16 protein-coding genes are annotated in these 23577 nt (G+C 70.5%); 4 read left to right on the forward strand and 12 right to left on the reverse strand.

Going from position 1 to position 23577, the window contains the following annotated elements:
* The first annotated feature begins 100 nt into the window (after positions 1 to 100).
* Together KUM49_RS29140 and rfbC are read left to right on the forward strand one after the other, a co-directional pair.
* Complete coding sequence (locus KUM49_RS29140; RefSeq protein WP_217239944.1) at positions 101 to 2131, forward strand: glycosyltransferase family 2 protein; 2031 nt, start codon at positions 101 to 103, stop codon at positions 2129 to 2131.
* A 70-nt stretch (positions 2132 to 2201) separates the two neighbouring features.
* Entirely contained in the window at positions 2202 to 2795 is a 594-nt protein-coding gene (gene rfbC, locus KUM49_RS29145; RefSeq protein ID WP_217239945.1) for a dTDP-4-dehydrorhamnose 3,5-epimerase, read from the forward strand.
* A gap of 65 nt (positions 2796 to 2860) precedes the next feature.
* Here the strand turns inward: rfbC and KUM49_RS29150 are convergent, their stop codons facing one another.
* The 8 genes from KUM49_RS29150 to KUM49_RS29185 all read right to left on the reverse strand — a co-directional run bounded on the left by KUM49_RS29150 (position 2861) and on the right by KUM49_RS29185 (position 14895).
* Positions 2861 to 3655 carry a class I SAM-dependent methyltransferase gene (locus KUM49_RS29150; RefSeq protein WP_217239946.1) on the reverse strand — a complete coding sequence of 265 codons (795 nt, stop codon included), beginning with the start codon at positions 3653 to 3655 and terminating at the stop codon, positions 2861 to 2863.
* Positions 3656 to 3783: 128 nt separating this feature from the next.
* A complete protein-coding gene (locus KUM49_RS29155) occupies positions 3784 to 5061 on the reverse strand; it encodes a VCBS repeat-containing protein (RefSeq protein ID WP_217239947.1) in 1278 nt (425 codons plus the stop codon).
* Between the two features lie 122 nt (positions 5062 to 5183).
* Positions 5184 to 6074, reverse strand: coding sequence for a dTDP-4-dehydrorhamnose reductase (gene rfbD / locus KUM49_RS29160; RefSeq protein WP_217239948.1), 891 nt, complete (start codon positions 6072 to 6074; stop codon positions 5184 to 5186).
* Entirely contained in the window at positions 6071 to 7066 is a 996-nt protein-coding gene (gene rfbB / locus KUM49_RS29165; protein ID WP_217239949.1) for a dTDP-glucose 4,6-dehydratase, read from the reverse strand. Before rfbB ends, rfbD begins: the two co-directional genes overlap by 4 nt.
* Positions 7063 to 8130: a glucose-1-phosphate thymidylyltransferase gene (locus KUM49_RS29170; RefSeq protein ID WP_217239950.1), complete on the reverse strand. Its 1068-nt coding sequence runs from the start codon at positions 8128 to 8130 to the stop codon at positions 7063 to 7065. Before KUM49_RS29170 ends, rfbB begins: the two co-directional genes overlap by 4 nt.
* Before the next feature lie 216 nt (positions 8131 to 8346).
* On the reverse strand, positions 8347 to 12537 hold the full coding sequence (locus KUM49_RS29175) for an Rne/Rng family ribonuclease (RefSeq protein ID WP_217239951.1): 4191 nt from the start codon (positions 12535 to 12537) through the stop codon (positions 8347 to 8349).
* Positions 12538 to 12783: 246 nt separating this feature from the next.
* Complete coding sequence (locus tag KUM49_RS29180) at positions 12784 to 13563, reverse strand: TIGR03936 family radical SAM-associated protein (protein ID WP_217239952.1); 780 nt, start codon at positions 13561 to 13563, stop codon at positions 12784 to 12786.
* A 48-nt stretch (positions 13564 to 13611) separates the two neighbouring features.
* Complete coding sequence (locus tag KUM49_RS29185; protein WP_217239953.1) at positions 13612 to 14895, reverse strand: hypothetical protein; 1284 nt, start codon at positions 14893 to 14895, stop codon at positions 13612 to 13614.
* A gap of 134 nt (positions 14896 to 15029) precedes the next feature.
* Between KUM49_RS29185 and KUM49_RS29190 the strand changes: the two genes are divergently transcribed.
* Both KUM49_RS29190 and KUM49_RS29195 read left to right on the forward strand, forming a co-directional pair.
* On the forward strand, positions 15030 to 15614 hold the full coding sequence (locus KUM49_RS29190) for a TerD family protein (protein ID WP_217239954.1): 585 nt from the start codon (positions 15030 to 15032) through the stop codon (positions 15612 to 15614).
* A gap of 165 nt (positions 15615 to 15779) precedes the next feature.
* The gene (locus tag KUM49_RS29195; protein ID WP_217239955.1) at positions 15780 to 16493 is read left to right on the forward strand and encodes a DUF899 family protein; all 714 of its coding nucleotides are present in this window, start codon (positions 15780 to 15782) and stop codon (positions 16491 to 16493) included.
* A 25-nt stretch (positions 16494 to 16518) separates the two neighbouring features.
* On the opposite strand, the gene KUM49_RS29200 is transcribed toward KUM49_RS29195, so the two are convergent.
* The 4 genes from KUM49_RS29200 to mrdA all read right to left on the reverse strand — a co-directional run bounded on the left by KUM49_RS29200 (position 16519) and on the right by mrdA (position 23576).
* A complete protein-coding gene (locus KUM49_RS29200) occupies positions 16519 to 18483 on the reverse strand; it encodes a TIGR03960 family B12-binding radical SAM protein (protein ID WP_217239956.1) in 1965 nt (654 codons plus the stop codon).
* Between the two features lie 89 nt (positions 18484 to 18572).
* Entirely contained in the window at positions 18573 to 20078 is a 1506-nt protein-coding gene (locus tag KUM49_RS29205; protein ID WP_217239957.1) for a CYTH and CHAD domain-containing protein, read from the reverse strand.
* A 55-nt stretch (positions 20079 to 20133) separates the two neighbouring features.
* A complete protein-coding gene (gene rodA / locus KUM49_RS29210; RefSeq protein ID WP_217239958.1) occupies positions 20134 to 21333 on the reverse strand; it encodes a rod shape-determining protein RodA in 1200 nt (399 codons plus the stop codon).
* Positions 21330 to 23576: a penicillin-binding protein 2 gene (mrdA, locus tag KUM49_RS29215; RefSeq protein WP_217239959.1), complete on the reverse strand. Its 2247-nt coding sequence runs from the start codon at positions 23574 to 23576 to the stop codon at positions 21330 to 21332. Before mrdA ends, rodA begins: the two co-directional genes overlap by 4 nt.
* Position 23577: the final 1 nt, after the last annotated feature.

Below are 23577 nucleotides of genomic sequence, written 5' to 3' on the forward strand. Positions count from 1 at the left end.
GCGGATACTCTGTGACCCCGGCCATACACACCACGGCCACAGGCCGTACACGCCGCGATCACCCCCCACAGGGCCTCTCGACAGGAGACAGGTACAGCAGATGCCGACCAAGGTGAGCGTCATCATCCCGGTGTACAACCCAGGTAAGTACATCCAGCCTTGCATTGACTCACTGTTGAGGCAGACCCTGCCGTCCGATGAATTCGAAGTTCTCTTCGTGAATGACGGCTCGACCGACGACACGCCCGCCGAGCTGGACGCCCTGGCCAAGGAGCATCCGCATTTCCGGGTGATTCACATACCGAACTCCGGTTGGCCCGGAAAACCCAGGAACATCGGTGTGGGCGAGGCCGCGGGCGAGTACATCCAGTTCGTCGACCAGGACGACTATCTTGCCTCCGACGCGCTGCGCCGGATGTACGACATGGGCCACCGCAACGGCTCCGACATCGTCATCGGCAAGGTGGCCAGCAACTTCCGCGGGGTCCCGCACGGCGTCTTCCGCGTGGACCGGGAGAAGTGCGACCTCCGGGACGCGCCGCTGTACGACAGCCTCACGCCGCACAAGATGTTCCGCGCGGAATTCCTCCGCGAGAACAACATCGCCTATCCCGAGGGCAAGCGGCGCCTGGAGGACCAGCTGTACATGATGCAGGCGTATTTCCCCGCCAAGGTCGTCTCCATCCTCGGCAGTTACACCTGCTACTACTACTCGAAGCGCGACGACGGAAACAATGCGGGATCCGCCAAGATCGTCCCGTCCGGCTACTACGGAAACCTCCGGGAAGTACTCGACGTCGTCGTCGACAACACCGAGCCGGGAGAGTTCCGGGACCTGCTGCTCCGCCGCTTCTACCGGGTGGAGATGCTGGGCCGGCTCAGCGAGCCCTCCGTCCTCAAGTACGACGCCGCCTACCTGGACGAGATGTGCGACGCGGTGCGGCCGCTGGCCGAGGAGTTCATGGGGGACGGCGTACACGACGGGCTCGGGGCGCTCAGCCGCGTCCGCTCCACGCTGCTGCGCCGCGACGACCGTGAGGGCCTGGTGCGGATCGCCCGCTTCGCGGCCTCCATCAAGGGCGCGGCCCGGCTCGAGAACGTCGCCTGGCAGTCCGACGGCAAGCTGGCCGTCGACGTCACCGCGCGGCTGGTCCAGGGTGAGAACGGCGAGCCGCTCAAGCTGCTGCGCCGCGACGGCCGGTTCTTCCTGCACCCGGAGTTCACCGAGGGCGTGCTGAAGGACGGCGAGCTGGTCGACGTCACGGACGAGCTGAACGGCTTCAAGGCCGAGATGTCCCTGCGCAACCGCGAGACGGCCGTCGAGTGGCCCTGCCCCGCCGAGTACACCTCCACCGTCGAGGACCTGGGTGACGGTGCCTGCGAGGTCGTCCTGCGCGGCACCGGCAAGGTCAGCCCGCAGGGCGTCAAGGGCCGCGGCCCCGTCTCCCGCGGCTTCTGGGACATCTGGGTCCCGGTCCGCGGTCTCGGCGTGGTCCGCAAGGCCCGCCTGGGCGCCGACCGCGCGGAGCACGTCGACGCCGACTGCCGCCCCGCCCTGCTCGGCTCCCCCGCCCGCCCGGTCATTCCGTACTTCACCGACCCGCACGGCAATCTCACCCTCGATGTCGGCCGCCGCAGCAAGAAGCTGGTGCCGTATCTCGAGAACCGGCCGGTGCTGCGGATGCCCGGCGGCCGCCCGGAACTCCGGCTCGACGTGTTCACCCGGCCGAAGACCGCGCCGATGAAGACCGAACTGGTCCTGAGCTCCGCGGACGGCCGTACGTTCGCGCTGCCCTCCGAGGTCCGCCACGTGGCGGGGCGCGCCCACATCGCCCTTCCCGAGCGCGCGACCTCCGTGCCCTCCGGCCGCTGGAACCTTTCGGCGAGGCTGGACGGGGAGAAGAACCCGGCCCTCGCGCTCTGCGAGGCGACGGTCGACGGCAGCGGGCGGCTGCGTCTCGGCGATGATGTAGCCGAGGTGGGTCCCGAACTCGTGCAGGCGGAACTGACCAGGCGGCGCAAGGCAGCCGTCCGGCGCAGGCTGCGCGCCGTCGGCGGTCCGGTCATACGCAGGCTTCCGTCGCCGGCCCGCAAGAAGCTCCGCCGGCTCGCGGCGAAGCTGGTCGGCTGACCGCCGCCCCACCACGGACACACATCGCAGGCACACGGCACGACAGCACCACAGTAAGGATGTGATCACCATGCGGGAGCTCAGCATCGCGGGCGCCTGGGTGCACGAACCGAAGGTCTTCCCCGACGCTCGCGGGAGCTTCCACGAGTGGTTCAAGGGGGCGGACTTCGAGGAGTCCACCGGCCACAGCCTGAGCCTGGCCCAGGCCAACTGCTCCGTCTCCAGCCGCGGCACCCTGCGCGGCATCCACTTCGCCGACGTGCCGCCCAGCCAGGCCAAGTACGTCAAGTGCGTACGCGGCGCGGTGCTGGACGTCATCGTCGACATCCGCACCGGCTCCCCCACGTACAAGCAGTGGGAAGCCGTGCGGCTGGACGACGTGGACCACCACTCCGTCTACCTCTCCGAGGGGCTCGGGCACGCCTTCATGGCGCTGACCGACGACGCGACCGTGGTCTACCTGTGCTCCGAGGGGTACGCCCCGCAGCGCGAGCACGGCATCCACCCGCTCGACCCGGATCTGGGCATCGAGTGGCCGTCGGGCGTGTCGCCCGTCCTGTCCGAGAAGGACTCGGCGGCGCCGACGCTGGCGGAGGCCGAGGCCCAGGGCCTGCTGCCGTCGTACGAGGCCTGCCAGGCGTACGCGGCTCAGCTGCGCGCCTGAGAGCAACGAGGAGGGGGCCTCGCGGATCCGTCCGCGAGGCCCCCTCCTGCTGTCGTAGGGAAGGATCAGCCGCCCAGCGCCGCTATCTGGCCGCGCAGCTTCTCGAAGCCCGCGCGCGGGCGGCGCAGGTTCCGCGCCTTGACCAGGGCCGGCCAGAAGTCGGCCCCGAGCAGCGCCTCGGGCTGCACGGCGTGCTTGCGCACCAGGACCTCTTCGGGGACCGCCTGCGGGTCCGGGACGACGTACTCCTTGATGATGTCGTCGTAGTTCTGCTTGAGCACCGTGTTCTGCGGGTCGGCTCCGAAGACCACGGCGACACCGGTCGGCGCGGTGTCGATCTCGAGCACCGTCAGATCGGGGCGGTACTTCCGCAGGACGGTCACCAGCTTGTAGACGTCGCCGGTCCAGAACTTGGTGTGCCGGTCACGGGCCGCCTCGTCGACGTCGCGGGGCAGCATGTCGTCGAGCACGATCACGCTCGACCAGCGGGAGTGGCGCTCCACGTTCATGAAGTCGCGCAGCGCGTACTCGAAGAGGTGCATGCCGTCGATGAAGGACAGCTCGAGCGTGGGGTCGCCGCCGAGCATCCCCAGCGGGTCGCGGCGGGCGAGGGCGCGGAAGGGGTTGCGGCCGCGGCGCAGGTGGACCAGCGGGTCCTTGCGGGCGAAGAAGTCGTCACTGGTCGACTGGACCAGGTGGACGTCGCAGCTGATCGACGTCACGACCTTGAAGGCGGGGTCGATCGCGACGGACGCGACGCGCGAAAGTGCCAGGCTGCGGCCGTCGTTGACGCCGATCTCCAGGTAGTTTCGCGGCCGGTAGATACGGTGCAGTCCACGCAGGAGTTCATGACGGTCCACTGAAGCGGCCTTTCGAGGGGTTGCGGCTGTCCTTGTTTCCCGCGAAGTTACTCATTCAAAGGCTCTGGCGTAAGCTTTCTCGGAAGTTCACTGGAGGTTTACGTACTCGCCGGTAGCAAGGCGGGGTGTCATCCGACCACCCCGAAGGCGCGCCCCGTGATCGATATCTCCGGTCCCAGGTCGAGATCGGCCTCCTTGACGGCCAGCGCCGGAGTGAGCGCGACCCCCTCCCGCCCTCCGCGCAGCACCCGGACCTCGCCCTCTCCCGGGCCTGCCACGGCGAGCTCGGCCGCTCGGTCCCCGTTCGTGTCCAGCATCGTGGCACGGCCGCCGGGCAGGGACCGAGCTCCTTCGACCGTGAGGCCCCGGGCGCTCCCCCTCAGCAGGACGACGCTGCTCTCGCCGTCCGGTTCGGTACCGGTCCTGACCGAGAACGCCACATCGGCGTATCCGTCGGCGTCGATGTCACCGACCGAGGGACCGACGCCGAACGTGCAGGAGGAGAAAGGCCCGTCGACAGGCAACCCGGTGGTCCTCTCGGTGAGGCGTGTCGGCCTGAGCTTCGCGCTCTGCCCCGAGGGGCCGCCGTACAGGACAGTCACACGGCTGCCGCCCTCGGGGGTCATGACATCGCCGAGCATCTCGCAAGCGAGTCCCGCCACGACGTCGGCGAAGCCGTCCTTGTTCACGTCCCCCGTCCGGAGCCACGCGCCGTAGAAGTCCTTGCCCTGGTCGTCCTTCAGACGTGGGCCCTTGACGGGCTTCCCGTCGGCGGTGCCGCGGTAGACGAGGGTGGCGCGGGGGATGGGTTCCTCGTCCGCGTAGACATGGGACCACGTGACCAGGAGGTCGTCCTTGCCGTCCCCCGTGATGTCCCCGGCGGTGGTGGGCCTCGCGGTGTAGTACGCCGGGTCGCTGGGCGTCAGGTCGAGAGAGACCGTGCGGCGCGGTGCGCCGTCGCGGCTGAACGGCCCCAGGAGGACGCGAGCGGTGCTGTCCTCGGTCCCGGTGACGACGAGGTCGGCCCGCCCGTCCCCGTCGAGGTCGGCGGTCACGCCCCGGCTTCCGAACCCGCCCCCCTCGCCCGCCTTGCCGAGTCTCAGGTCGTCCTGGGTGACGACCTGACGCCCGTCGAGTACCGGCCCCTTCGAGGAGCCGCGGATCACGGCCGCGTACCCGGCGGCGTACTTCCCGTTGACGGTCGCGGTGCCGTTCGTGAAGACGAGATCCCCGTACCCGTCCCCGTCGAAGTCCGACCGGACGGCGGGCCGTCCCGTCCCTGCCGGCACGGAGTCCGACGGGGCGGGGGCCCGGTGCGTCTGTCTGTCCTCCGTGTCCGATCCGCCCGCCCCGCACGCGGACAGCAGGAGAACCAGGACCGCGCCGACGACAGGCTTCTTCCTCATGCGAGTGGGACCACCGAGCCTCGCCTCCGGTTGCACGCGTCGCACGAAGAGCCCGGAATGCCGGTGGCCGGGCCCCGCCCGAAGGCAGGACCCGGCCACCGATGCCGTCCGGTCGACCCCGGTCAGCCCCGCTCCGCCGCGAGCAGCGCGGGAAACGCCTCGGCCAGCGCCTCGCGCCAGTCCCGGATCGGCTCGATGCCCGCCGCCGCCCACCGGTCGTGGCCCAGCACGCTGTACGCGGGCCGGGGCGCCGGCCGTACGAAGGCCGCGCTGGTGGTGGGACGGACCCGCCCCGGGTCGGCGCCCAGCTGCTCGAAGATGGCCCGCGTGAAGCCGAACCACGTCGTCTCGCCGCCGCTGGTGCCGTGGTAGACGCCGGCCGGTGCGGTGCCCGCGAGGGCGCCCTGGCCGAGGCGGACCAGACGGTCGGCGAGGTCGGCGGTCCAGGTGGGCTGGCCGCGCTGGTCGTCGACCACGTCGAGGGTGTCCTTGACGTCCTCCAGCTTGATCATCGTACGGACGAAGTTGCCGCCGCCCGCGCCGTACAGCCAGGCCGTGCGCACGACGTAGCCGCTCTCCGGGAGCACGGTGAGGACCGCCTCCTCGCCCGCCAGCTTGGTCCGCCCGTACGCGCTGCGCGGCCCGGTGGGCGCGTCCTCGGCGTAGGGCTTCTCGGCGTCCCCGGTGAACACGTAGTCCGTGGACACCTGCAGGAGTACGGCCCCGGTCTCCGCGCACGCCTCGGCGAGGTGGCGCGGGCCGTCGGCGTTGACCCTCAGCGCCTCGTCCTCGCGGGACTCGGCGTCGTCCACGGCCGTCCAGGCGGCGCAGTTGACGACCACGGCCGGGCGGTGTGCGGCCAGCGCCGCGCCCACCGAGGCCGGATCGGTGATGTCCAGTTCGGTGCGGGCGGCCGCGACGGCCGGGACCCCCGCGGCGGCGAGCCGCGCGAGGACGTCCTGCGCGAGCATGCCCCCCGCGCCGGTGACGAGCCAGGTCCGGTTGTCGGTCACAGCGCCGCCCGCTCCTTCAGCGGCTCCCACCAGGCCCGGTTCTCGCGGTACCACTCGACCGTCTCCGCCAGGCCCTGTTCGAAGCTCTTGCGGGGCTCGTAGCCGAGCTCCTCGCGGATCTTCGTGCAGTCCACGGAGTAGCGGCGGTCGTGGCCCTTGCGGTCCTCGACGTACTCGACGCTGGTCTCCCAGTCGGCGCCGCACGCCTTGAGCAGCAGCCCGGTGAGCTCCTTGTTGGAGAGCTCGGTGCCGCCGCCGATGTTGTAGACCTCGCCCGCGCTGCCCTTGGTGCGGACCAGTTCGATGCCCTGGACGTGGTCGTCGATGTGCAGCCAGTCGCGGACGTTGCCGCCGTCGCCGTACAGCGGGACCTTCTTGCCGTCGAGGAGGTTGGTCACGAAGAGCGGGATGACCTTCTCGGGGAAGTGGTGGTGCCCGTAGTTGTTGGAGCAGCGGGTGACGCGGACGTCCAGGCCGTGGGTGCGGTGGTAGGACAGGGCGATCAGGTCGCTGGACGCCTTCGCCGAGGAGTAGGGCGAGTTGGGCTCCAGCGGGTGGGTCTCGGGCCAGGAGCCCTCGTCGATCGAGCCGTAGACCTCGTCGGTGGAGATGTGCACGAAGGTCTTGATGCCGGCCCGGTGGGCCGCGTCGATCAGCGTGTGCGTGCCGACCACGTTCGTGCGGACGAACTCCGCGCCGCCGTCGATGGAACGGTCGACGTGCGACTCGGCGGCGAAGTGCACGACCTGGTCGTGCTCGGCCATCAGCTTGCCGACCAGTTCCGGGTCGCAGATGTCGCCCTGCACGAAGGCGAATCCGGGGTGCGCGCGCACCTCGTCGAGGTTGGCCGGGTTGCCCGCGTACGTCAGCTTGTCCAGGACGGTGATCGCGACATCACCGGGGCCCTGGGGGCCGAGCAGCGTACGGACGTAGTGCGAGCCGATGAAACCGGCACCGCCGGTCACCAGGATCCGGGTAACGGGGGTCGTCATGAAGAGATCTGCACCTTGCTGTGATCACCGAGCACGAGCCGGTGGGCCTTGGGGTTACGGGGAGCGGGCGTCACCTCGACGTCACGCCCGATGAGCGAGGCCTCCACCCGGCGCACGCCGGTCACGGAGGAGCCGCGCAGCACGATGGAGTACTCGATTTCGCTGTCCTCGATCCGGCAGTCCTCGGAGACGGACGTGAAGGGGCCGATGTACGCGTCGTTGACCACCGTGCCGGCACCAATGATGGCGGGTCCGACGATCCGGCTGCCACTGACCCGGGCACCCTCCTCGATGCGCACCCGGCCGATGATCTCGCTGGCGTCGTCGACCGTGCCCGCGTCGAGAGGCTCCACGGTCTCCAGGACGGACCGGTTGACCTCCAGCATGTCGGTGACGTTGCCGGTGTCCTTCCAGTAGCCGGAGATGGTGGTGGAGCGGACGTCACGCCTCTCGTCGATCAGCCACTGGATGGCGTGCGTGATCTCCAGCTCGCCGCGCCAGGAGGGCTCGATGGAGCGGACGGCCTCGTGGATGGCCGGGGTGAACAGATAGACGCCGACGAGCGCCAGATCGCTCTTCGGCTTCTTCGGCTTCTCCTCCAGGCCCACCACCCGGCCGTCGCCGCCGAGTTCCGCGACACCGAAGGAGGTCGGGTTGGGGACCTTGGTCAGCAGGATCTGCGCGTCGGGCCGCTCGGTACGGAACCCCTCCACCAGACCGGTGATGCCACCGACGATGAAGTTGTCGCCGAGGTACATGACGAAGTCGTCGTCGCCGAGGAAGTCCTGCGCGATGAGCACGGCATGGGCGAGGCCCAGCGGCGCTTCCTGGGGGATGTAGGTGACCTTGATCCCGAAGAGCGAACCGTCACCCACCGCCTCGCGGATCTCCTCCGCGGTGTCGCCGACGACGATGCCGACCTCGCTGATCCCGGCTTCGGCGATCGCCTCCAGGCCGTAGAAGAGCACAGGCTTGTTGGCGACCGGTACCAGTTGCTTGGCCGAGGTGTGGGTGATCGGGCGGAGGCGGGTGCCCGCTCCCCCGGAGAGCACGAGAGCCTTCACGAATTGCGCCCCAATACTGTGCACATACGGAAAGTAAAATCCTAATTTGTCTGAATTTAGCGTCAATCTCGGCTCACATCATAACCCTGCAGCCGGATGGGTGATTCACTTTCCATTCACATACCCGATCCTTACGTGATGCTCACGGATCCGCGAAAAAAAGTATCCGCCCCCGGTCGGACCGGGGGCGGATCACTTATTTCACTCGGCGAGGTGTCAGGCCTCGTCGGCGGGTGCCGAGACGGACCGCAGCGATTGCTGTTCGGCCGCCGCCGTCTTCTTCGACGTCACCTTCTTGGCCGTCGTCTTCTTGGCGACGGTCTTCTTCGCGGCCGTCTTCTTGGCCACCGTCTTCTTGGTGGCGGCCTTCTTCGCCGTGACCTTCTTGGCCGTCTTACGGGCCGTCTTCTTGGCCGGAGCCGCTTCCTCGGCAGCGGCAGCGGCCTCGGTTTCCGTCTCGGCCTCGACCTCGGCCTCTGCCTCCGCAGGAGCCTTGACCGGTTCCTCCGCGGCCGACGGGACGACCATGACGGCCGCCTCCTCGGACGCGGTGGGCGCTGTGGCCTTGCGCACGGCACGGCGCCGCGGACGGGCCGGGGCGGCGCTCTCGGCGGGCGCCTCGGCAGCGGCCTCGGCCGGGGCGGCCGGAGCCTCCTCGGCCTGCGGCTCAGCCACCGGCGCGGTCTCGGCGACCGTCACCACGGCCGCCTCGGATCCCGTCGGGGAACCGGCCGGCGCGGACACCTTGCGAGTCGCCCGGCGACGCACACGGCCCTTCGGCGCGGCGTCCTCGGCGACCGGCTCCGCGGCCGGAGCCTCGACGACCGGGTCCTCGGCGGCGACGGGCTCGGTCTGCGCGACGACGGCCGGCTCCGGCTGCACCGGACGCTCGACCTCTTCCTCGGCCGTCACGTCCTGAGCCGTGGGAGCCTCGGCCTGCACCGCGGCCGCAGCCTCGTCCCGCCTCTCACCGCGCCGCTCGTCCCGCTTCGGCGCGCCCGCCGGAGCCGACGCCCGCCGGCTCGCCCGGCGCCGCGAACGGCCCCGACCGGCCGCGGCCTCCGCCTCGGCGACACTGCTGTACAGCTCCTCGTCCGGCTCGAAGTCCGGCTCGGCCAGCGCGAGGGGCTCGGCGACCTCGGCGGCCACCTCGTCCTCGGTCTCCTCCGGAACCTCGGCGGTCTCCACGGCCGCCTCGTGCTCGTGCTCGGGGATCTGCCCGTCACCGCCGCGCCCGCGCTTGCGGCGCTTGCCGCCGCCTCCCGCGGAGGTCGGCTGCTCCATGTGGACGATGACGCCCCGGCCGTTGCAGTGGACGCAGGTCTCGGAGAACGACTCCAGCAGACCCTGGCCCACCCGCTTGCGGGTCATCTGGACCAGGCCCAGCGAGGTCACCTCGGCGACCTGGTGCTTCGTACGGTCACGGCCCAGGCACTCGAGCAGGCGCCGCAGCACCAGGTCCCGGTTGGACTCCAGCACCATGTCGATGAAGTCGATGACGATGATGCCGCCGAGGTCGCGCAGCCGGAGCTGGCGCACGATCTCCTCGGCCGCCTCCAGGTTGTTCCTGGTGACCGTCTCCTCGAGGTTGCCGCCCTGACCGGTGAACTTGCCGGTGTTGACGTCGACGACGACCATCGCCTCGGTCCGGTCGATCACCAGCGAACCGCCGCTCGGCAGCCAGACCTTGCGGTCCAGCGCCTTGGCGAGCTGCTCGTCGATCCGGTACGTGGCGAAGACGTCGACCTCGCTGGTCCACCTCTGCAGCCGCTCGGCGAGATCCGGCGCGACATGCGAGACGTATCCGTGGATGGTCTCCCACGCGTCGTCACCGCTCACGATGACCTTGGTGAAGTCCTCGTTGAAGATGTCGCGGACGACGCGGACGGTCATGTCCGGCTCGCCGTACAGCAGCGTCGGCGAGTTCGAGCTGCCGCCGTTCTTCGACTTCTTCTGGATGTCCTCCCACTGGCCCTGCAGCCGCTCGACGTCCCGGCGCAGCTCGTCCTCGCTCGCGCCCTCGGCGGCGGTGCGCACGATCACGCCCGCGTCCTCGGGGACGATCTTCTTGAGGATGGTCTTCAGCCGGGCCCGCTCGGTGTCGGGCAGCTTGCGGCTGATGCCGGTCATCGAGCCCTCGGGCACGTACACGAGGTAACGGCCGGGCAGCGACACCTGGCTGGTCAGTCGCGCGCCCTTGTGCCCGATCGGGTCCTTCGTCACCTGGACGAGCACGGACTGCCCGGACTTCAGCGCGCTCTCGATGCGCCGCGGGCCGTTGCCCATGCCCAGCGCCTCGAAGTTGACCTCACCGGCGTACAGCACGGCGTTGCGGCCCTTGCCGATGTCGATGAAGGCGGCCTCCATCGACGGCAGCACGTTCTGCACCTTGCCGAGGTAGACGTTGCCGACGTACGAGGTCGACTGCTCCTTGTTGACGTAGTGCTCGACGAGCACGCCGTCCTCCAGGACGCCGATCTGCGTACGGTCGCCGTACTGCCGGACGACCATCACCCGCTCGACGGCCTCGCGTCGGGCCAGGAACTCCGCCTCGGTGATGATCGGAACGCGTCGGCGTCCCTGCTCACGGCCTTCCCGGCGGCGCTGCTTCTTGGCCTCCAGGCGGGTCGAGCCCTTGATGGACTGCACCTCGTCGGACGGCTCGGCGGGCTTGCGCGGCTCGCGGACCTTGACCACGGTGCGCTCGGGGTCGCCGTCGACGGGCTCGGCCTCCGGGGAGGAGTCACCGGCGCGCCGGCGACGACGCCGACGGCGACGGCTGCTGCTGGAGCCACCGGCCTCGTCGCGGTCGTCCGTGTCCTCGGCGTCCTCGTCGTGCTGCTCGGAGGTGTCCTCGGTGTCCTGCGCGGCCTGCTCGTCGGCGTACTCGTCGCCGTCCTCCTGGCCGTCGCCCGACTCGGAGTCGGCCAGCTCGCCCCGGCGGCGGCGACGGCCGCCCCTGCGACGGCGACGGCGCGAACCGGTCTCCTCGGCCTCGTCGCCCTCGGCGGAGTCGTCGGCGTCCTCGGCCTCGTCCGGCTCCTCCTCCGCGGTCGCCTCGGCGGCCTGCGGGGCCTGGACCTCGGGCTCCTGCGCGGGGGTGGAGCCCCGGCGCCGGCGCCGACGGCGGCCGCCCTGCTCCTCGGTGGTCTCCTCGACGACCTCGACCGCCTCGGGCTGGGCCTGGGGCTGGACCTCGGTCTCCGCCTCGGGCTCGGTCTCGGCCTCGGCAGCCGCCGCGGCAGCGGCCCGCTGCGGCGTCTGGAACTGCGGCTCGGTGAAGACGGGCGCCTGGAACACGGCGACGGCGGGCCTCGACGGCCGGCGCGGAGCCTTGTCGTCCGCCCCACCGGCCGGCTGCGCGGGCGCGGCGAAGCCGGTGGCGGCCTTGCGGGCGACGCGACGACGCCGACGCGGGGAGGCGTCCTCGGCGGTCTCCTCGGCGGTCTCCTCGACCGCGGGAGCCTGCGCGGCCTCGGCGCGCTCGCCCCCGGCGGCGGGAACCTCGGGCTCGGGAGTGCTCGTCACCACTGCCTCCTCGGCCGACTCGGAGTCGGTACCGGCGGGCGTGGTCACCCGGCGCGTGGCACGACGCCGCGAGCGCCGCGGAGCGGCGTCCTCGTCGGTCGCGGGCTGCTCGGCGGGCGCAGCAGCGGTGTCGGTGGGGAGGTCCACCGGCTCGCCGACGGCCTCGGCCGTCTCGACGGCCAGCGCGGCCTCCACTGTCCCGGCGGCATCGTCCGCCTTCGGCGCCCCGGCGGGCGCGGAGGCACGGCGGGTGGCCCGGCGCCGCGTGGTGCGGCCGGCGGGCGCCTCGGCCGGAACCTCGACCGCGGCGCTCTCGCCGACGGGCTCAGTGGCGGTCTCGGTGGCGGCGGGCACGACGGTCTCGGCGACCTCGGCGGCCTCACCGGCAGCAGGAGCCCCGGCGGGTGCGGACACCCGGCGCGTGGCACGACGCCGCGCACGGGGTGCGGGCGCCGCCTCTTCGGCCGCGGGGCTCTCGACAGCCTCGGCGACCTCCTGCGCACCGTCGTCACCGGCAGCGCTCACAGGTACGACGGTCTCCGCGGCCTCGACAGCGGCGGAGGCCCCGGCGGGCGCGGACACCCGGCGGGTGGCCCGGCGCCGCGCACGAGGAGCGGGTGCGGCGTCTTCGGCCGGAGGGCTCTCGACAGCCTCGGCCTGAGCCGTCTCGGTGCTCTCGGCGAGCTCTTCCTCGTCGGTGACGAGGTCCTCGGCCTCAGCGGCCGCCACGGCCGGTGCGACGGTCTCCTCCGGAGCCTCCGAGGAGGCGACCGGCGGTCCCGCCGGCCGGGAAGCGGCCCGGCGCCGACGACGCGGCGGCAAGGTGTCGCTGGGAGTGTTGGGTTCGGAACCCTCGGTGGGTTCGGTCGGTTCGAGCATGCGGGCATATCTCCCGTCAGGCTCCCGGGCGCCGCGCCTGGTCCGGCGATGATGCCGGTGACGTCCGCGGCTCGCGCGTTGCGCGGTGCCGCCGTCCGGGGCGCGGGCGCCGCACGGGAGCTCTCTGTGTCCTGTCTCGCCGGTTCCGTACGCCGAATGCGTACGGCCTGGCGAAAGTCTTGTGGTAGGTGCGCTGCCCGACCCAGATGGCTCCCGAGTACCAGGGCGGCGCTTACGACGTAGTCCCTACGCGGAACCTTCCGGCACCAGCGCCGTCGCGGCGGCAGCCGCAGCGGCCGTCGAGAGGGCCGCCGCTGCCTCGCGGTCGGGTGCGAGCGGGTCGGTCACCGTGCCGGTCTCTTCATCGAACAGCCCCTGCGCCAGCCTGGTCACCGCTGCGGGGACCGGCGGCGCCAGGTCGGCCACGGCGCGGAGACCGGACAGGACGTCGTCGGGTCGAACGGCAGGCGTCACGTGCCGAACAACCAGCCGCAGTATCGCACAGGGCTGGTCGGTCGGCCTATCAGCCTGCGGACCGTGCGTTTCAAGGTGCGCGACCGCCGAGCGGGCGTCGAAGGTCCGTACGCCGTTCTTGGTCCGGCGCTGGACCTCGACGAACTCGGCGGCGTTGAAGGCCGCCACCGCGCGCTCGACCTCGGTCGGGTCCGCCCCGTCCAGCCGCAGCTCCCACACGGAAGCCGTCAGCCGGTCGGCGAGCCCGGAGGTCCGGGCCTCGACGGCGTCGATGATGTCGAGCCCTGTGGGCAGCGACTCGTCGAGCAGAACCCTGAGCTTCTCCGGGTCGCGCGCTTCGGTGAGCGCGATCTCGAGAAACTCCGCCTCACTGCCCGTGCCGGTGGGTGCGGCATTGGCGTACGACACCTTCGGGTGCGGTGTGAACCCCGCCGAGTACGCCATCGGCACCTCGGCACGGCGCAACGCACGCTCGAAGGCGCGCTGGAAGTCACGGTGGCTGGTGAACCGGAGGCGGCCGCGCTTGGTGTAGCGCAGTCGGATGCGCTGCACCGCGGGTGCGGGCGGCGGGCCTTCGGGCTGTCGCTTGCCCAGTGTCGTTCAGTCCTTCGTGAGAGCGGTCGTACTACTACCAAGAGTACGTGTCTCGGCGGCCACAGGTTCCCGCCGGTCCACCACCTGCGGCTGCCTCGGCTCCCCGAAGACCATCCGCCGGAAGTCGGCGCGCGCCTGCCGCGCGGACTGCCGGGCGGCGGCGAGGGCCTGCCGGGTTGCCCGTCCCACACCGCGCGCGGCCTCGGCGACGGGCCGCAGCACCAGGTCCCGGACGACGTGCCCGACCGGCGTCAGCACGCTTCGGTACACCCAGCGCACGGGCTCCACGAAGATCCACCGGAAGAGGGTCCCGAGGAACCGCCCGACGGCGAGCGAGACGTACCCCGCGATCCGCCAGGCGTGCCCCAGCGCCACGCCGACCTCCCGCGCGATGACGGCGATCGCCTGCCCGACGGGTACGAGAACCCACCGCCACACCGCAAGCACCGGCAGGACGAGGAGAACCCGGGCGATCCAGTAGAGGGCCACCCCGATCCCGGTGACGATCACGCGCAGGCACCACACGAGCCCCCCGGCACACCAGGCGATCGCCCGCCCCACGGGCGTGAGAACCCACCGCCACACCGCAAGCACCGGCAGGACGAGGAGCACCCGGGCGATCCAGTAGAGGGCCACCCCGATCCCGGTGACGATCACGCGCAGGCACCACACGAGCCCCCCGGCACACCAGGCGATCGCCCGCCCCACGGGCGTGAGAACCCACTCGTACACCCACACGGCAGGCACGACGAGGAGATACCGCACCAGCCAGGCGCCGACGCCGTAGATACCGGCCCCCAGGGCGGCGAACACCGCCCCCAATCCCCTGAGCACCCACATCACGCCGTGCCCGACCGGCGTCAGCACGCACGCGTAGACCCACGCCAGCCCGGCCCCGATCCCCCGCGCGGCCGAGACGAAGGCGTGCCCGAGTGGCGTCAGCACGTACCGGTACAGCCAGCCCAGCGGCACGACGACGAGTACGTTCCCGAGCCACCCGAGTGCCTTGGCGAGGGGCACGAGCAGATACCGCCACAGCCCCACGAACGGCCACACGAAGACCGCCCGCCCGACCCAGAGCAACGCCCGCCCGAGCGGCCGCAGCAGCACGTCGTTCAGCAGCCGCCCCACGAAGACGAGCGCGTCCCACATCATCCGCACGGGAACGACCAGCACGAGCACGACGATCCGCACCGGAATGCGAATCGCGACGGCGAGACACCCCTCGGGGTGCTGCGGCTGCGGCTGAGTCTGCGACTGCGGCCGTGGCGACTGCTTCTCCAGATCCATACCGACGTAGACGCCACATTTCCCGGTCCGGATCCCGTATCGCGACTTTCCGCCCCGCTCGTCCGCGAACGCGCGGCTCCGGAGTCGGCGGGCCTGTTCTGGGACCGCGGGGAAAGCCCAGGCAGTATGGGCCCATGATTACGCTCACGAAGGAAGACGGCCCCGCCGACCTGGACGGGGTGACCCACCTGACCATCGGCGTGTCCTGGGACCCCACCGCCGGCGCCAGCGGCGGAGTGATGGGCAAACTCCGCCGGAAGACCGGCACCGACCTCGACCTGATCGCCATCGCCATGCACGACGGCGACCCGGTGCGTCTGGCGGGCCTCGACTCGGTCGACCCCATCGGCAACGGCTCCCTGCTGCACAGCGGCGACAACCAGACCGGCCACGGGGACGGCGACGACGAGACCGTCACGGTCGAGTTCTCGAAGATCCCGCCCCACATCACGTCGATCGTGTTCGTCGCCGCCGCCTACAAGAAGGGCAGTTCCTTCCAGAAGGCGCGCAACATCAGCTTCAAGGTCTACGACGCGAGCGGCGGCAGCTCTCAGCAGGTCGCCGACATCTGGCCCAGCATGCTCACCCAGGACAACGGCTGCGCCGTGGCCAAGGCCGTACGGTCCGGCCCCAGCTGGAAGCTCCAAGTGATCAACACGACGGGAAAGATCAAGCAGGGCGACCAACTCGCCCTGATGCGCTTCGCCGCCAACCAGTAACCCGCGCCCCTCGGTTGCCGCCGGCACGCAACCCCGGCGGCAACCAACGCCACGGAAGTGACGAGCGAGCGCTGCTGCCGGCCGCTGCCGACCGATGAGTTCCAAAGACCGGTGGGGTCTGTCTCTGCACAAGCGAAAGCCGCGCACGAGCTCTGTGAGGGGACCATGACCGTCCACCAACTACCACCCGTCGTCGACGCCGCCACCTGGGAGCGCCGACTCGAGGCACTGCGTACGCGGGAGAAGGCCGCGACACGGGAGCTTGACGCCATCGCCGCCGAGCGTCGTCGCCTGCCGATGGTCGAGATGCCCGACTACACCCTTGAGGGCGAGGACGGCCCCGTTCGGCTGGCGGATGTCTTCGAAGGCAAGAGCCAACTGATCGTCTACAACCACATGTGGTTCGCCGGCAAGGAATGGCAGTGCCCGGGCTGTACCGGGTTCACCTCGCAGTACACGCGCCTGGAGTTCCTGGACAACCACGACGCGCGCTTCGTCATCGTCACGCAGGGCCCGATCGACGAAGCACTCGCCTACAAGCAGCGGGTCGGCAACCGGATGGCCTGGTACTCGACCGCGAACAGCTCGTTCGGGGCCGACGTCGGCGCACCGCCCGACGGAGGATTCGCGGTCAACGTGTTCCTGCGCAACGGCGACACCGTCTACCGCACCTGGCACACCAACGGTCGGGGTACCGAGCAGCTCGGTCACAAATTCGCGTTGATCGATGTCCTGCCGTACGGCCGTCAGGAGGAATGGCAGGACTCACCCGAGGGCTGGCCCCAGTCGCCCACCTACAGCCGGTGGGCGACGTCCAAGGACATCAGCGCGCTCTATGGCTCGGGCCCGGTATCGGACTCGGGTTCCAGCGGAGGCTGAACGCATCGCGTCCCGCCGGGGCCCCTCAGTGCGAGTGGCCGCTCGGCGTCGGCGCGGCGTTCTTGACCGCGAGAGGCAGCAGCTTCTTGCCCGTCGGGCCGATCTGGATGCTGGTGTCCATCTGCGGACACACGCCGCAGTCGAAGCACGGCGTCCACCGGCAGTCCTCGACCTCGGTCTCGTCGAGGGAGTCCTGCCAGTCCTCCCAGAGCCAGTCCTTGTCGAGGCCCGAGTCGAGGTGGTCCCAGGGAAGGACCTCCTCGTAGGTGCGCTCGCGGGTGGTGTACCAGTCGACGTCCACGCCGAAGGGGGCGAGCGCCTTGTCGGCGCACTTCATCCAGCGGTCGTAGGAGAAGTGTTCGCGCCAGCCGTCGAAGCGGCCGCCGTCCTCGTAGACAGCGCGGATGACGGCGCCGATGCGGCGGTCGCCCCTCGACAACAGGCCTTCCACGATGCCCGGCTTGCCGTCGTGGTAGCGGAAGCCGATCGAGCGGCCGTACTTCTTGTCGCCGCGGATCCTGTCGCGGAGCTTTTCGAGACGGGCGTCCGTCTCCTCCGCCGAGAGCTGCGGGGCCCACTGGAAGGGGGTGTGCGGCTTCGGGACGAAACCGCCGATCGAGACCGTGCAGCGGATGTCGTTCGCGCCGGAGACCTCGCGGCCCTTCTGGATGACGTTCATCGCCATGTCGGCGATCTGGAGGACGTCCTCGTCGGTCTCCGTCGGCAGGCCGCACATGAAGTACAGCTTCACCTGACGCCAGCCGTTGCCGTACGCGGTGGCGACCGTGCGGATCAGGTCCTCTTCGGAGACCATCTTGTTGATGACCTTGCGCAGGCGCTCGGAGCCGCCCTCGGGGGCGAAGGTCAGGCCGGAGCGGCGGCCGTTCCTCGTCAGCTCGTTCGCCAGGTCCACGTTGAACGCGTCCACGCGGGTGGAAGGGAGGGACAGGCCGACCTTGTCCTCCTCGTACCGGTCCGCCAGGCCCTTCGCGATGTCGCCGATCTCGCTGTGGTCCGCCGAGGACAGGGACAGCAGGCCGACCTCCTCGAAGCCGGTCGCCTTGAGGCCCTTCTCGACCATGTCGCCGATGCCGGTGATCGACCGCTCGCGCACCGGGCGCGTGATCATGCCGGCCTGGCAGAAGCGGCAGCCGCGCGTGCAGCCGCGGAAGATCTCCACGGACATCCGCTCGTGGACCGTCTCGGCCAGCGGGACGAGTGGCTGCTTGGGGTAGGGCCACTCGTCCAGGTCCATCACCGTGTGCTTGGACACGCGCCACGGGACACCGGACTTGTTCGGTACGACCCGGGCGATACGGCCGTCCGGGAGGTACTCGACGTCGTAGAAGGCGGGGATGTACACCGAGCCCGTCTTCGCGAGGCGGAACAGGACCTCCTCGCGGCCGCCGGGCTGCCCCTCGGCCTTCCACTCCCGGATGATCCGGGTCATGTCCAGGACGGCCTGCTCGCCGTCACCGATGATCACCGCGTCGATGAAGTCGGCGATCGGCTCGGGGTTGAAGGCGGCGTGGCCGCCGGCCAGCACGATCGGGTCGTCGATCGTCCGGTCCCTGGCCTCCAGGGGGATCCCGGCCAGGTCCAGCGCCGTCAGCATGTTGGTGTAGCCCAGCTCCGTGGAGAAGGACAGACCGAACACGTCGAAGGCCTTCACCGGCCGGTGGCTGTCCACCGTGAACTGCGGGACGTCGTGCTCCCGCATCAGCGCCTCGAGGTCCGGCCACACGCTGTAGGTGCGCTCGGCGAGGACGCCCTCCTGCTCGTTCAGCACCTCGTAGAGGATCATGACGCCCTGGTTGGGCAGACCGACCTCGTACGCGTCCGGGTACATCAGCGCCCAGCGGACGTCGGTCGACTCCCACGGCTTGACGGTGGAGTTGAGCTCCCCGCCGACGTACTGGATCGGCTTCTGCACATGCGGGAGCAGAGCTTCGAGCTGCGGGAAGACCGACGCAGCGACTTCGGCAGGCATGTCGCGAACCTTCGTGAGCTGGGCTGAACGGACAGGAGTGACCATCTAGCGTAACGCGGCCGCGACCGCCCCCCGCACGCCCGGAAGCCTCAGAGGGCCGCCGCCCCGTCCTTGATCCCGTTCCAGAACTCGGGCAGTTCCGCCTCCACGGCCGCCGCCCGCTGTTCCTCCCGTCCGTAGAGCAGCCCGTAGGTGAAGGCACTCTCCCCCGCCGCGTGCGCGACCGCGGACAGCTCGCGCAGGGTCTGGCGGGCCATCACGCTGTCCTGGTGGTCGCCGAGCAGGGTCTGCAGCGCCTTCATGGACTTGACCAGGTCCTTGGCCGGTGCGCCAAGGGCCGGGTGGGCCGTCTCCGCCGCGTAGCGGGTGCGCTTGGTCTTCTTGCGGGCCTCGTGCACGGCGACGTCCCGGTCGGGTCCCGGCGGCAGCTCCAGCGCCTGCCCGACGAGCCCGGAGACCTTGCCGAAGCCCTTCTTCACGGCCTTGGCGAGCACCTTGCGGGGCTTCTTCCCGGCTGCGTCCCGCAGTGGCGGGTCGGCGATCAGCGCGTCCAGGGCGTCGAGCAGGGCCAGGTAGCGGCGGGAGTCCAGGACGCCGATCAGCCGGCCGCGTGCCCCGCCGTGTTCGGCGCTCGCCCAGCGGCCCAGCCGCTCGGCGACCGGGCCCGAGACCAGCGTGCCGGGCACGTCGGCGAGGGCCGCCGTCAGGCGTTCGGTCAGCACCTCGTGGTCCCGGTCCACGCCCAGCTCACCGGCCAGCCACTTCAGCTCCTCGCCGACCGGGTCGGTGACGCCCCGGTCGAGGACCGAGCCGTACGACCTGAAGGTGCTGCGCATGCGGCGGGTGGCGACGCGCATGCTGTGCACGGAGTCCTCGACGTCCTGGCGTACGGCCGGGTCGAGCCCGACGATCGCGTCGCGCTGGGCGCGGACGTACGCGAGGACGTGGTCGCCCGCGGTCACCGGGTCCTTGGGTGAACCGGCGCGGCGCTTCTTCCCGGGTGCCGTCTCCGCGAGGGCCCGGGCCAGCTTCGACGAGGAGGCGGACGGCCGTACGCCCGCCTTGCGCAGCCGCTTCTCCACCTTGTCCAGGAAGACGGGGTCGCCGCCGTCGGCGAGTTCGACCTCGATCTCGGTCCACTGGGCGACGCCGTCTCCCCCGGTCAGCCGCTGGGCGTGGACGGCGTCCACGCTGACCTCGGCGAGCAGCCGTCCCTGGGCGTCGAGGAGGTCGCGCACGTCGCGGCCCGAGCGCAGCCGGACCGCGGGCCGCAGCTCGGCGTCCCGGACCCGGGAGCGGACGAGCCCGGCGAGTTCGTCGGGGAGGGTGTCGGAGAGCGGGGCCTGGATCTCGTCGCGCACGCCCGGGGCGACGGGGAACTTCAGGTGCCAGCCCGCGTCGGAGCCGCCGGTGCGGCGGCGCAGGGTGATCGAGGACGCGGCGAGGCGTTCGTCGGGGGTGTCGTAGTAGGTGGCGTCCAGTTCGGTGACGCCCTTGTCGAGGACGGTCGCCACGCCGGCGACGCCGGTGAGATCGGGCAGCCCGCTGTCGTCGGATTCGTACTTGCGCTCGATCTCGCGTTTCGTGGCCGCCATGACCCGAATCTAGTCGCAGTCGGGGCGGTACGGCAGGGGGCCGCCCGCCCGACCACTATGCCGACATCGGCCGTTGCACCCGGATCGACTGCAGCAGCCCCACCGCCACCCACACCGCGAACATCGACGAGCCGCCGTACGACACGAACGGCAGCGGCAGACCGGTGACCGGCATGATGCCGAGGGTCATGCCGATGTTCTCGAAGGACTGGAAGGCGAACCAGGCCACGATGCCGGCGGCGACGATCGTGCCGTACAGCTCGGTCGTCTCGCGGGCGATGCGGCAGGCCCGCCACAGCAGCACACCCAGCAGCACGATGATCAGGCCGCCGCCGACGAAGCCCAGCTCCTCGCCCGCGACCGTGAACACGAAGTCGGTCTGCTGCTCGGGCACGAACTGGCCCGTGGTCTGCGAACCCTGGAAGAGGCCCGAGCCGGTCAGACCGCCCGAGCCGATCGCGATGCGGGCCTGGTTGGTGTTGTAGCCGACACCGGCCGGGTCCAGGCTCGGGTTGGCGAAGGCGGCGAAGCGGGCGATCTGGTACTCGTCCAGGATGTGCAGCTGCCAGACGGTGATCGCGCCGGCGGCTCCCGCGCTCAGCAGCCCGAACACCCAGCGGTTCGAGGCGCCGGAGGCGAGCAGCACGCCCAGCACGATGATGACCATGACCATGACCGACCCGAGGTCGGGCATCAGCATCACGATCAGCATCGGTACGGCGGCCAGTCCGAGCGCCTGGAGCACGGTGCGGTGGTCGGGGTGGGGCTTGTCGCCCGCGTCGACCCGTGCGGCCAGCAGCATCGCCATGCCGAGAATGATCGTGATCTTCACGAACTCGGAGGGCTGGAGCGAGAAGCCGCCGCCGAGCACGATCCAGGAGTGGGCGCCGTTGACCGTCGTGCCGAGCGGCGTGAGCACCATCAGGATCAGGAACACCGAGATCCCGTACAGGAGCGGCACGGCCGTGCGCAGCGTGCGGTGGCCGAGCCACACCGTGCCGAGCATCAGGGCGAACCCGATGCCGGTGTTCATGAGGTGCCGGATCAGGAAGTAGTACGGGTCGCCCTGGTTGATGTCGGTGCGGTTGCGGGTCGCCGAGAAGACGAGGACCGAGCCGATGCCGGAGAGGGCCAGCGCCGCCAGCAGTATCGGCCAGTCCAGGCGGCGGGCCAGCGAGTCACGGGCGAACAGGCGGGTCCAGCCCGCGCGTTCGGGCCCGTATCCGGAGACCTGGAAGGTGTTGGCGCCGGTCATGCGGGCATCCTCCGGCTTCCCTTCCGGCGCGGCCGGCGCCGGGTGTTCCGGTTGCCGGTGGCCGGCGTGTTCACGGTCGCCGCCAGCTGTGTCCCGTCCGGTGCGGCCTCGCCCTCCTGGCTCACCCGCTGGTCCTTCGCCGGGTCCTTGGCGACCTTCGGGGACTTGATCATCCCGTCGGTCTGGACCTTGGGCAGGTTCTTCTGCGGGGTCGGCAGCAGCGCGTTCTTCGGGTTGATCGTGCCGTCGTCGGCCACGCCGTACAGCGCGTTGTAGATCTTGCGCACGGCGGGGCCCGAGGCGCCGGAGCCCGTGCCACCCTGGGAGATCGTCATGACGACCGTGTAGTCCTTGGTGTACGTGGTGAACCACGAGGTGGTCTGCTTGCCGTAGACCTCGGCCGTACCCGTCTTGGCGTGCATCGGGATCTTGTCCTGCGGCCAGCCGCCGAACCGCCAGGCGGCGGTACCGCGGGTCGCGACTCCTTCGAGGGCACCGTCTATCTCGCTGAGGGTCTTCTGCGTCATCGGCAGCTTGCCGTGCGCCTTCGGCTCGATCTCACGGACGGTCTTGCCGTCGGCGCTGACGATCGCCTTGCCGACGGTGGGGTCGTAGAGGGTGCCGCCGTTGGAGATCGCCCCGTAGATCGTCGCCATCTGGATCGGGGTGACGAGTGTGTCGCCCTGGCCGATGGAGTAGTTGACGGAGTCACCGGCGCGCAGCCTGTTGCCCTCCAGGCAGTTCTCGTACGCGATCTGCTCGGCGTACGTGCCGCCCTTCTTGCCGTACTTGCACCAGGCGTCCTTGTTGGCCTTCCAGTAGCTCTGCTTCCACTGGCGGTCGGGGATGCGGCCGGTGACCTCGTTGGGGAGGTCGATGCCGGTCTCCTTGCCGAGGCCGAACTGGTGCGCGGTCTTGTAGAACCAGTCGCCGGGGTTCTTCTTGGGCTTGTTGCCGCCGTCCTTCTGCCACTCCTGGTGGGAGAGGCGGTAGAAGACGGTGTCGCAGGAGACCTCCAGGGCGCGGCCGAGGCTGATCGGGCCGTATCCCTTGGACTCGAAGTTCTTGAAGACCTGGCCGCCGATCGAGTACGAGCTGGAGCACTGGTAGGGGCCGTTGAAGGAGTAGCCGGCGTTGACCGCGGCGGCGGTCGGGATGACCTTGAAGACGGAGCCGGGAGCGGACTGGCCCTGGATCGCGCGGTTCAGCAGCGGGTAGTTGGACTTCTTGCCGGTGAGCTGGGTGTAGTCCTTGGCGGAGATGCCGCCGACCCAGGCGTTCGGGTCGTACGTCGGGTTGGACGCCATGGCGACCACGCGGCCGGTCTTGGACTCCATCACCACGACGGCGCCGGAGTCCGCCTTGTAGTTCTCGCCGGTGTTCTTGTCGTACGCCTTGCGGGCCTCCTTCATGGCGTCGTTCAGCTCGTACTCCGCGACGCGCTGAACGCGGGCGTCGATGCTGGTGACGAGGGAGGAGCCGGGCTGGGCGGGGTCGGCCTCGGCCTCGCCGATGACCCGGCCGAGGTTGTCGACCTCGTAGCGGGTGACGCCCGCCTTGCCGCGCAGCTGCTTGTCGTACTGGCGCTCCAGACCCGAGCGGCCGACCTGGTCGGAGCGCAGGTAGGGCGAGTCGGTGTCCTGGGCCTTGGTGATCTCCTCGTCGGTGACGGGCGAGAGGTAGCCGAGGACCTGGGCGGTGTTGGCCTTGCCGGGGGCGGCGTAGCGGCGCACGGCCTCCGGCTCGGCGGTGATGCCGGGGAAGTCCTCGGCGCGCTCCCGGATCTGCAGGGCCTGCTTGGCGGTGGCCTCGTCGGTGATGGGGATCGGCTGGTACGGCGAGCCGTTCCAGCAGGGCTGCGGCGTCTTGGAGTCGCACAGCCGGACCTTCTCCATGACCTCCTGGGGCGTCATGCCCAGCACGCCGGCCAGTTTGGCGAGGACGGCCTTGCCGTCGTCCTTCATCTTCAGCAGGTCGGTGCGGGAGGCGGAGACGACGAGCCGGGTCTCGTTGTCGGCGAGCGGAACCCCGCGCGCGTCCAGGATCGAGCCGCGTACGGCAGGCTCCACGACCTGCTGGACGTGGTTGCCGGACGCCTCCTTGGCGTACTCGTCGCCCTCCCGGATCTGCAGGTACCACAGGCGTCCGCCGAGGGTGCCGAGCAGGGAGAGGACGAGGATCTGGATGACGACGAGCCGGATCTGGACCCGTGGGGTCCGGCCGGTCTCGGGAATGTTGGTCATG

It is taken from the genome of Streptomyces sp. AC555_RSS877, assembly GCF_019049245.1.
In the GTDB taxonomy this organism is placed as follows: domain Bacteria; phylum Actinomycetota; class Actinomycetes; order Streptomycetales; family Streptomycetaceae; genus Streptomyces.

What these genes read in the sequence shown, in the direction of transcription:
- KUM49_RS29140 (WP_217239944.1), top strand. Translation starts at nt 101, where the DNA reads ATGCCGACCAAGGTGAGCGTCATCATCCCGGTGTACAACCCAGGTAAG.
- rfbC (WP_217239945.1), top strand. Translation starts at nt 2,202, where the DNA reads ATGCGGGAGCTCAGCATCGCGGGCGCCTGGGTGCACGAACCGAAGGTC.
- KUM49_RS29155 (WP_217239947.1), bottom strand. Translation starts at nt 5,061, where the DNA reads ATGAGGAAGAAGCCTGTCGTCGGCGCGGTCCTGGTTCTCCTGCTGTCC.
- rfbB (WP_217239949.1), bottom strand. Translation starts at nt 7,066, where the DNA reads ATGACGACCCCCGTTACCCGGATCCTGGTGACCGGCGGTGCCGGTTTC.
- KUM49_RS29175 (WP_217239951.1), bottom strand. Translation starts at nt 12,537, where the DNA reads ATGCTCGAACCGACCGAACCCACCGAGGGTTCCGAACCCAACACTCCC.
- KUM49_RS29185 (WP_217239953.1), bottom strand. Translation starts at nt 14,895, where the DNA reads ATGGATCTGGAGAAGCAGTCGCCACGGCCGCAGTCGCAGACTCAGCCG.
- KUM49_RS29190 (WP_217239954.1), top strand. Translation starts at nt 15,030, where the DNA reads ATGATTACGCTCACGAAGGAAGACGGCCCCGCCGACCTGGACGGGGTG.
- KUM49_RS29195 (WP_217239955.1), top strand. Translation starts at nt 15,780, where the DNA reads ATGACCGTCCACCAACTACCACCCGTCGTCGACGCCGCCACCTGGGAG.
- KUM49_RS29200 (WP_217239956.1), bottom strand. Translation starts at nt 18,483, where the DNA reads ATGCCTGCCGAAGTCGCTGCGTCGGTCTTCCCGCAGCTCGAAGCTCTG.
- KUM49_RS29205 (WP_217239957.1), bottom strand. Translation starts at nt 20,078, where the DNA reads ATGGCGGCCACGAAACGCGAGATCGAGCGCAAGTACGAATCCGACGAC.
- rodA (WP_217239958.1), bottom strand. Translation starts at nt 21,333, where the DNA reads ATGACCGGCGCCAACACCTTCCAGGTCTCCGGATACGGGCCCGAACGC.
- mrdA (WP_217239959.1), bottom strand. Translation starts at nt 23,576, where the DNA reads ATGACCAACATTCCCGAGACCGGCCGGACCCCACGGGTCCAGATCCGG.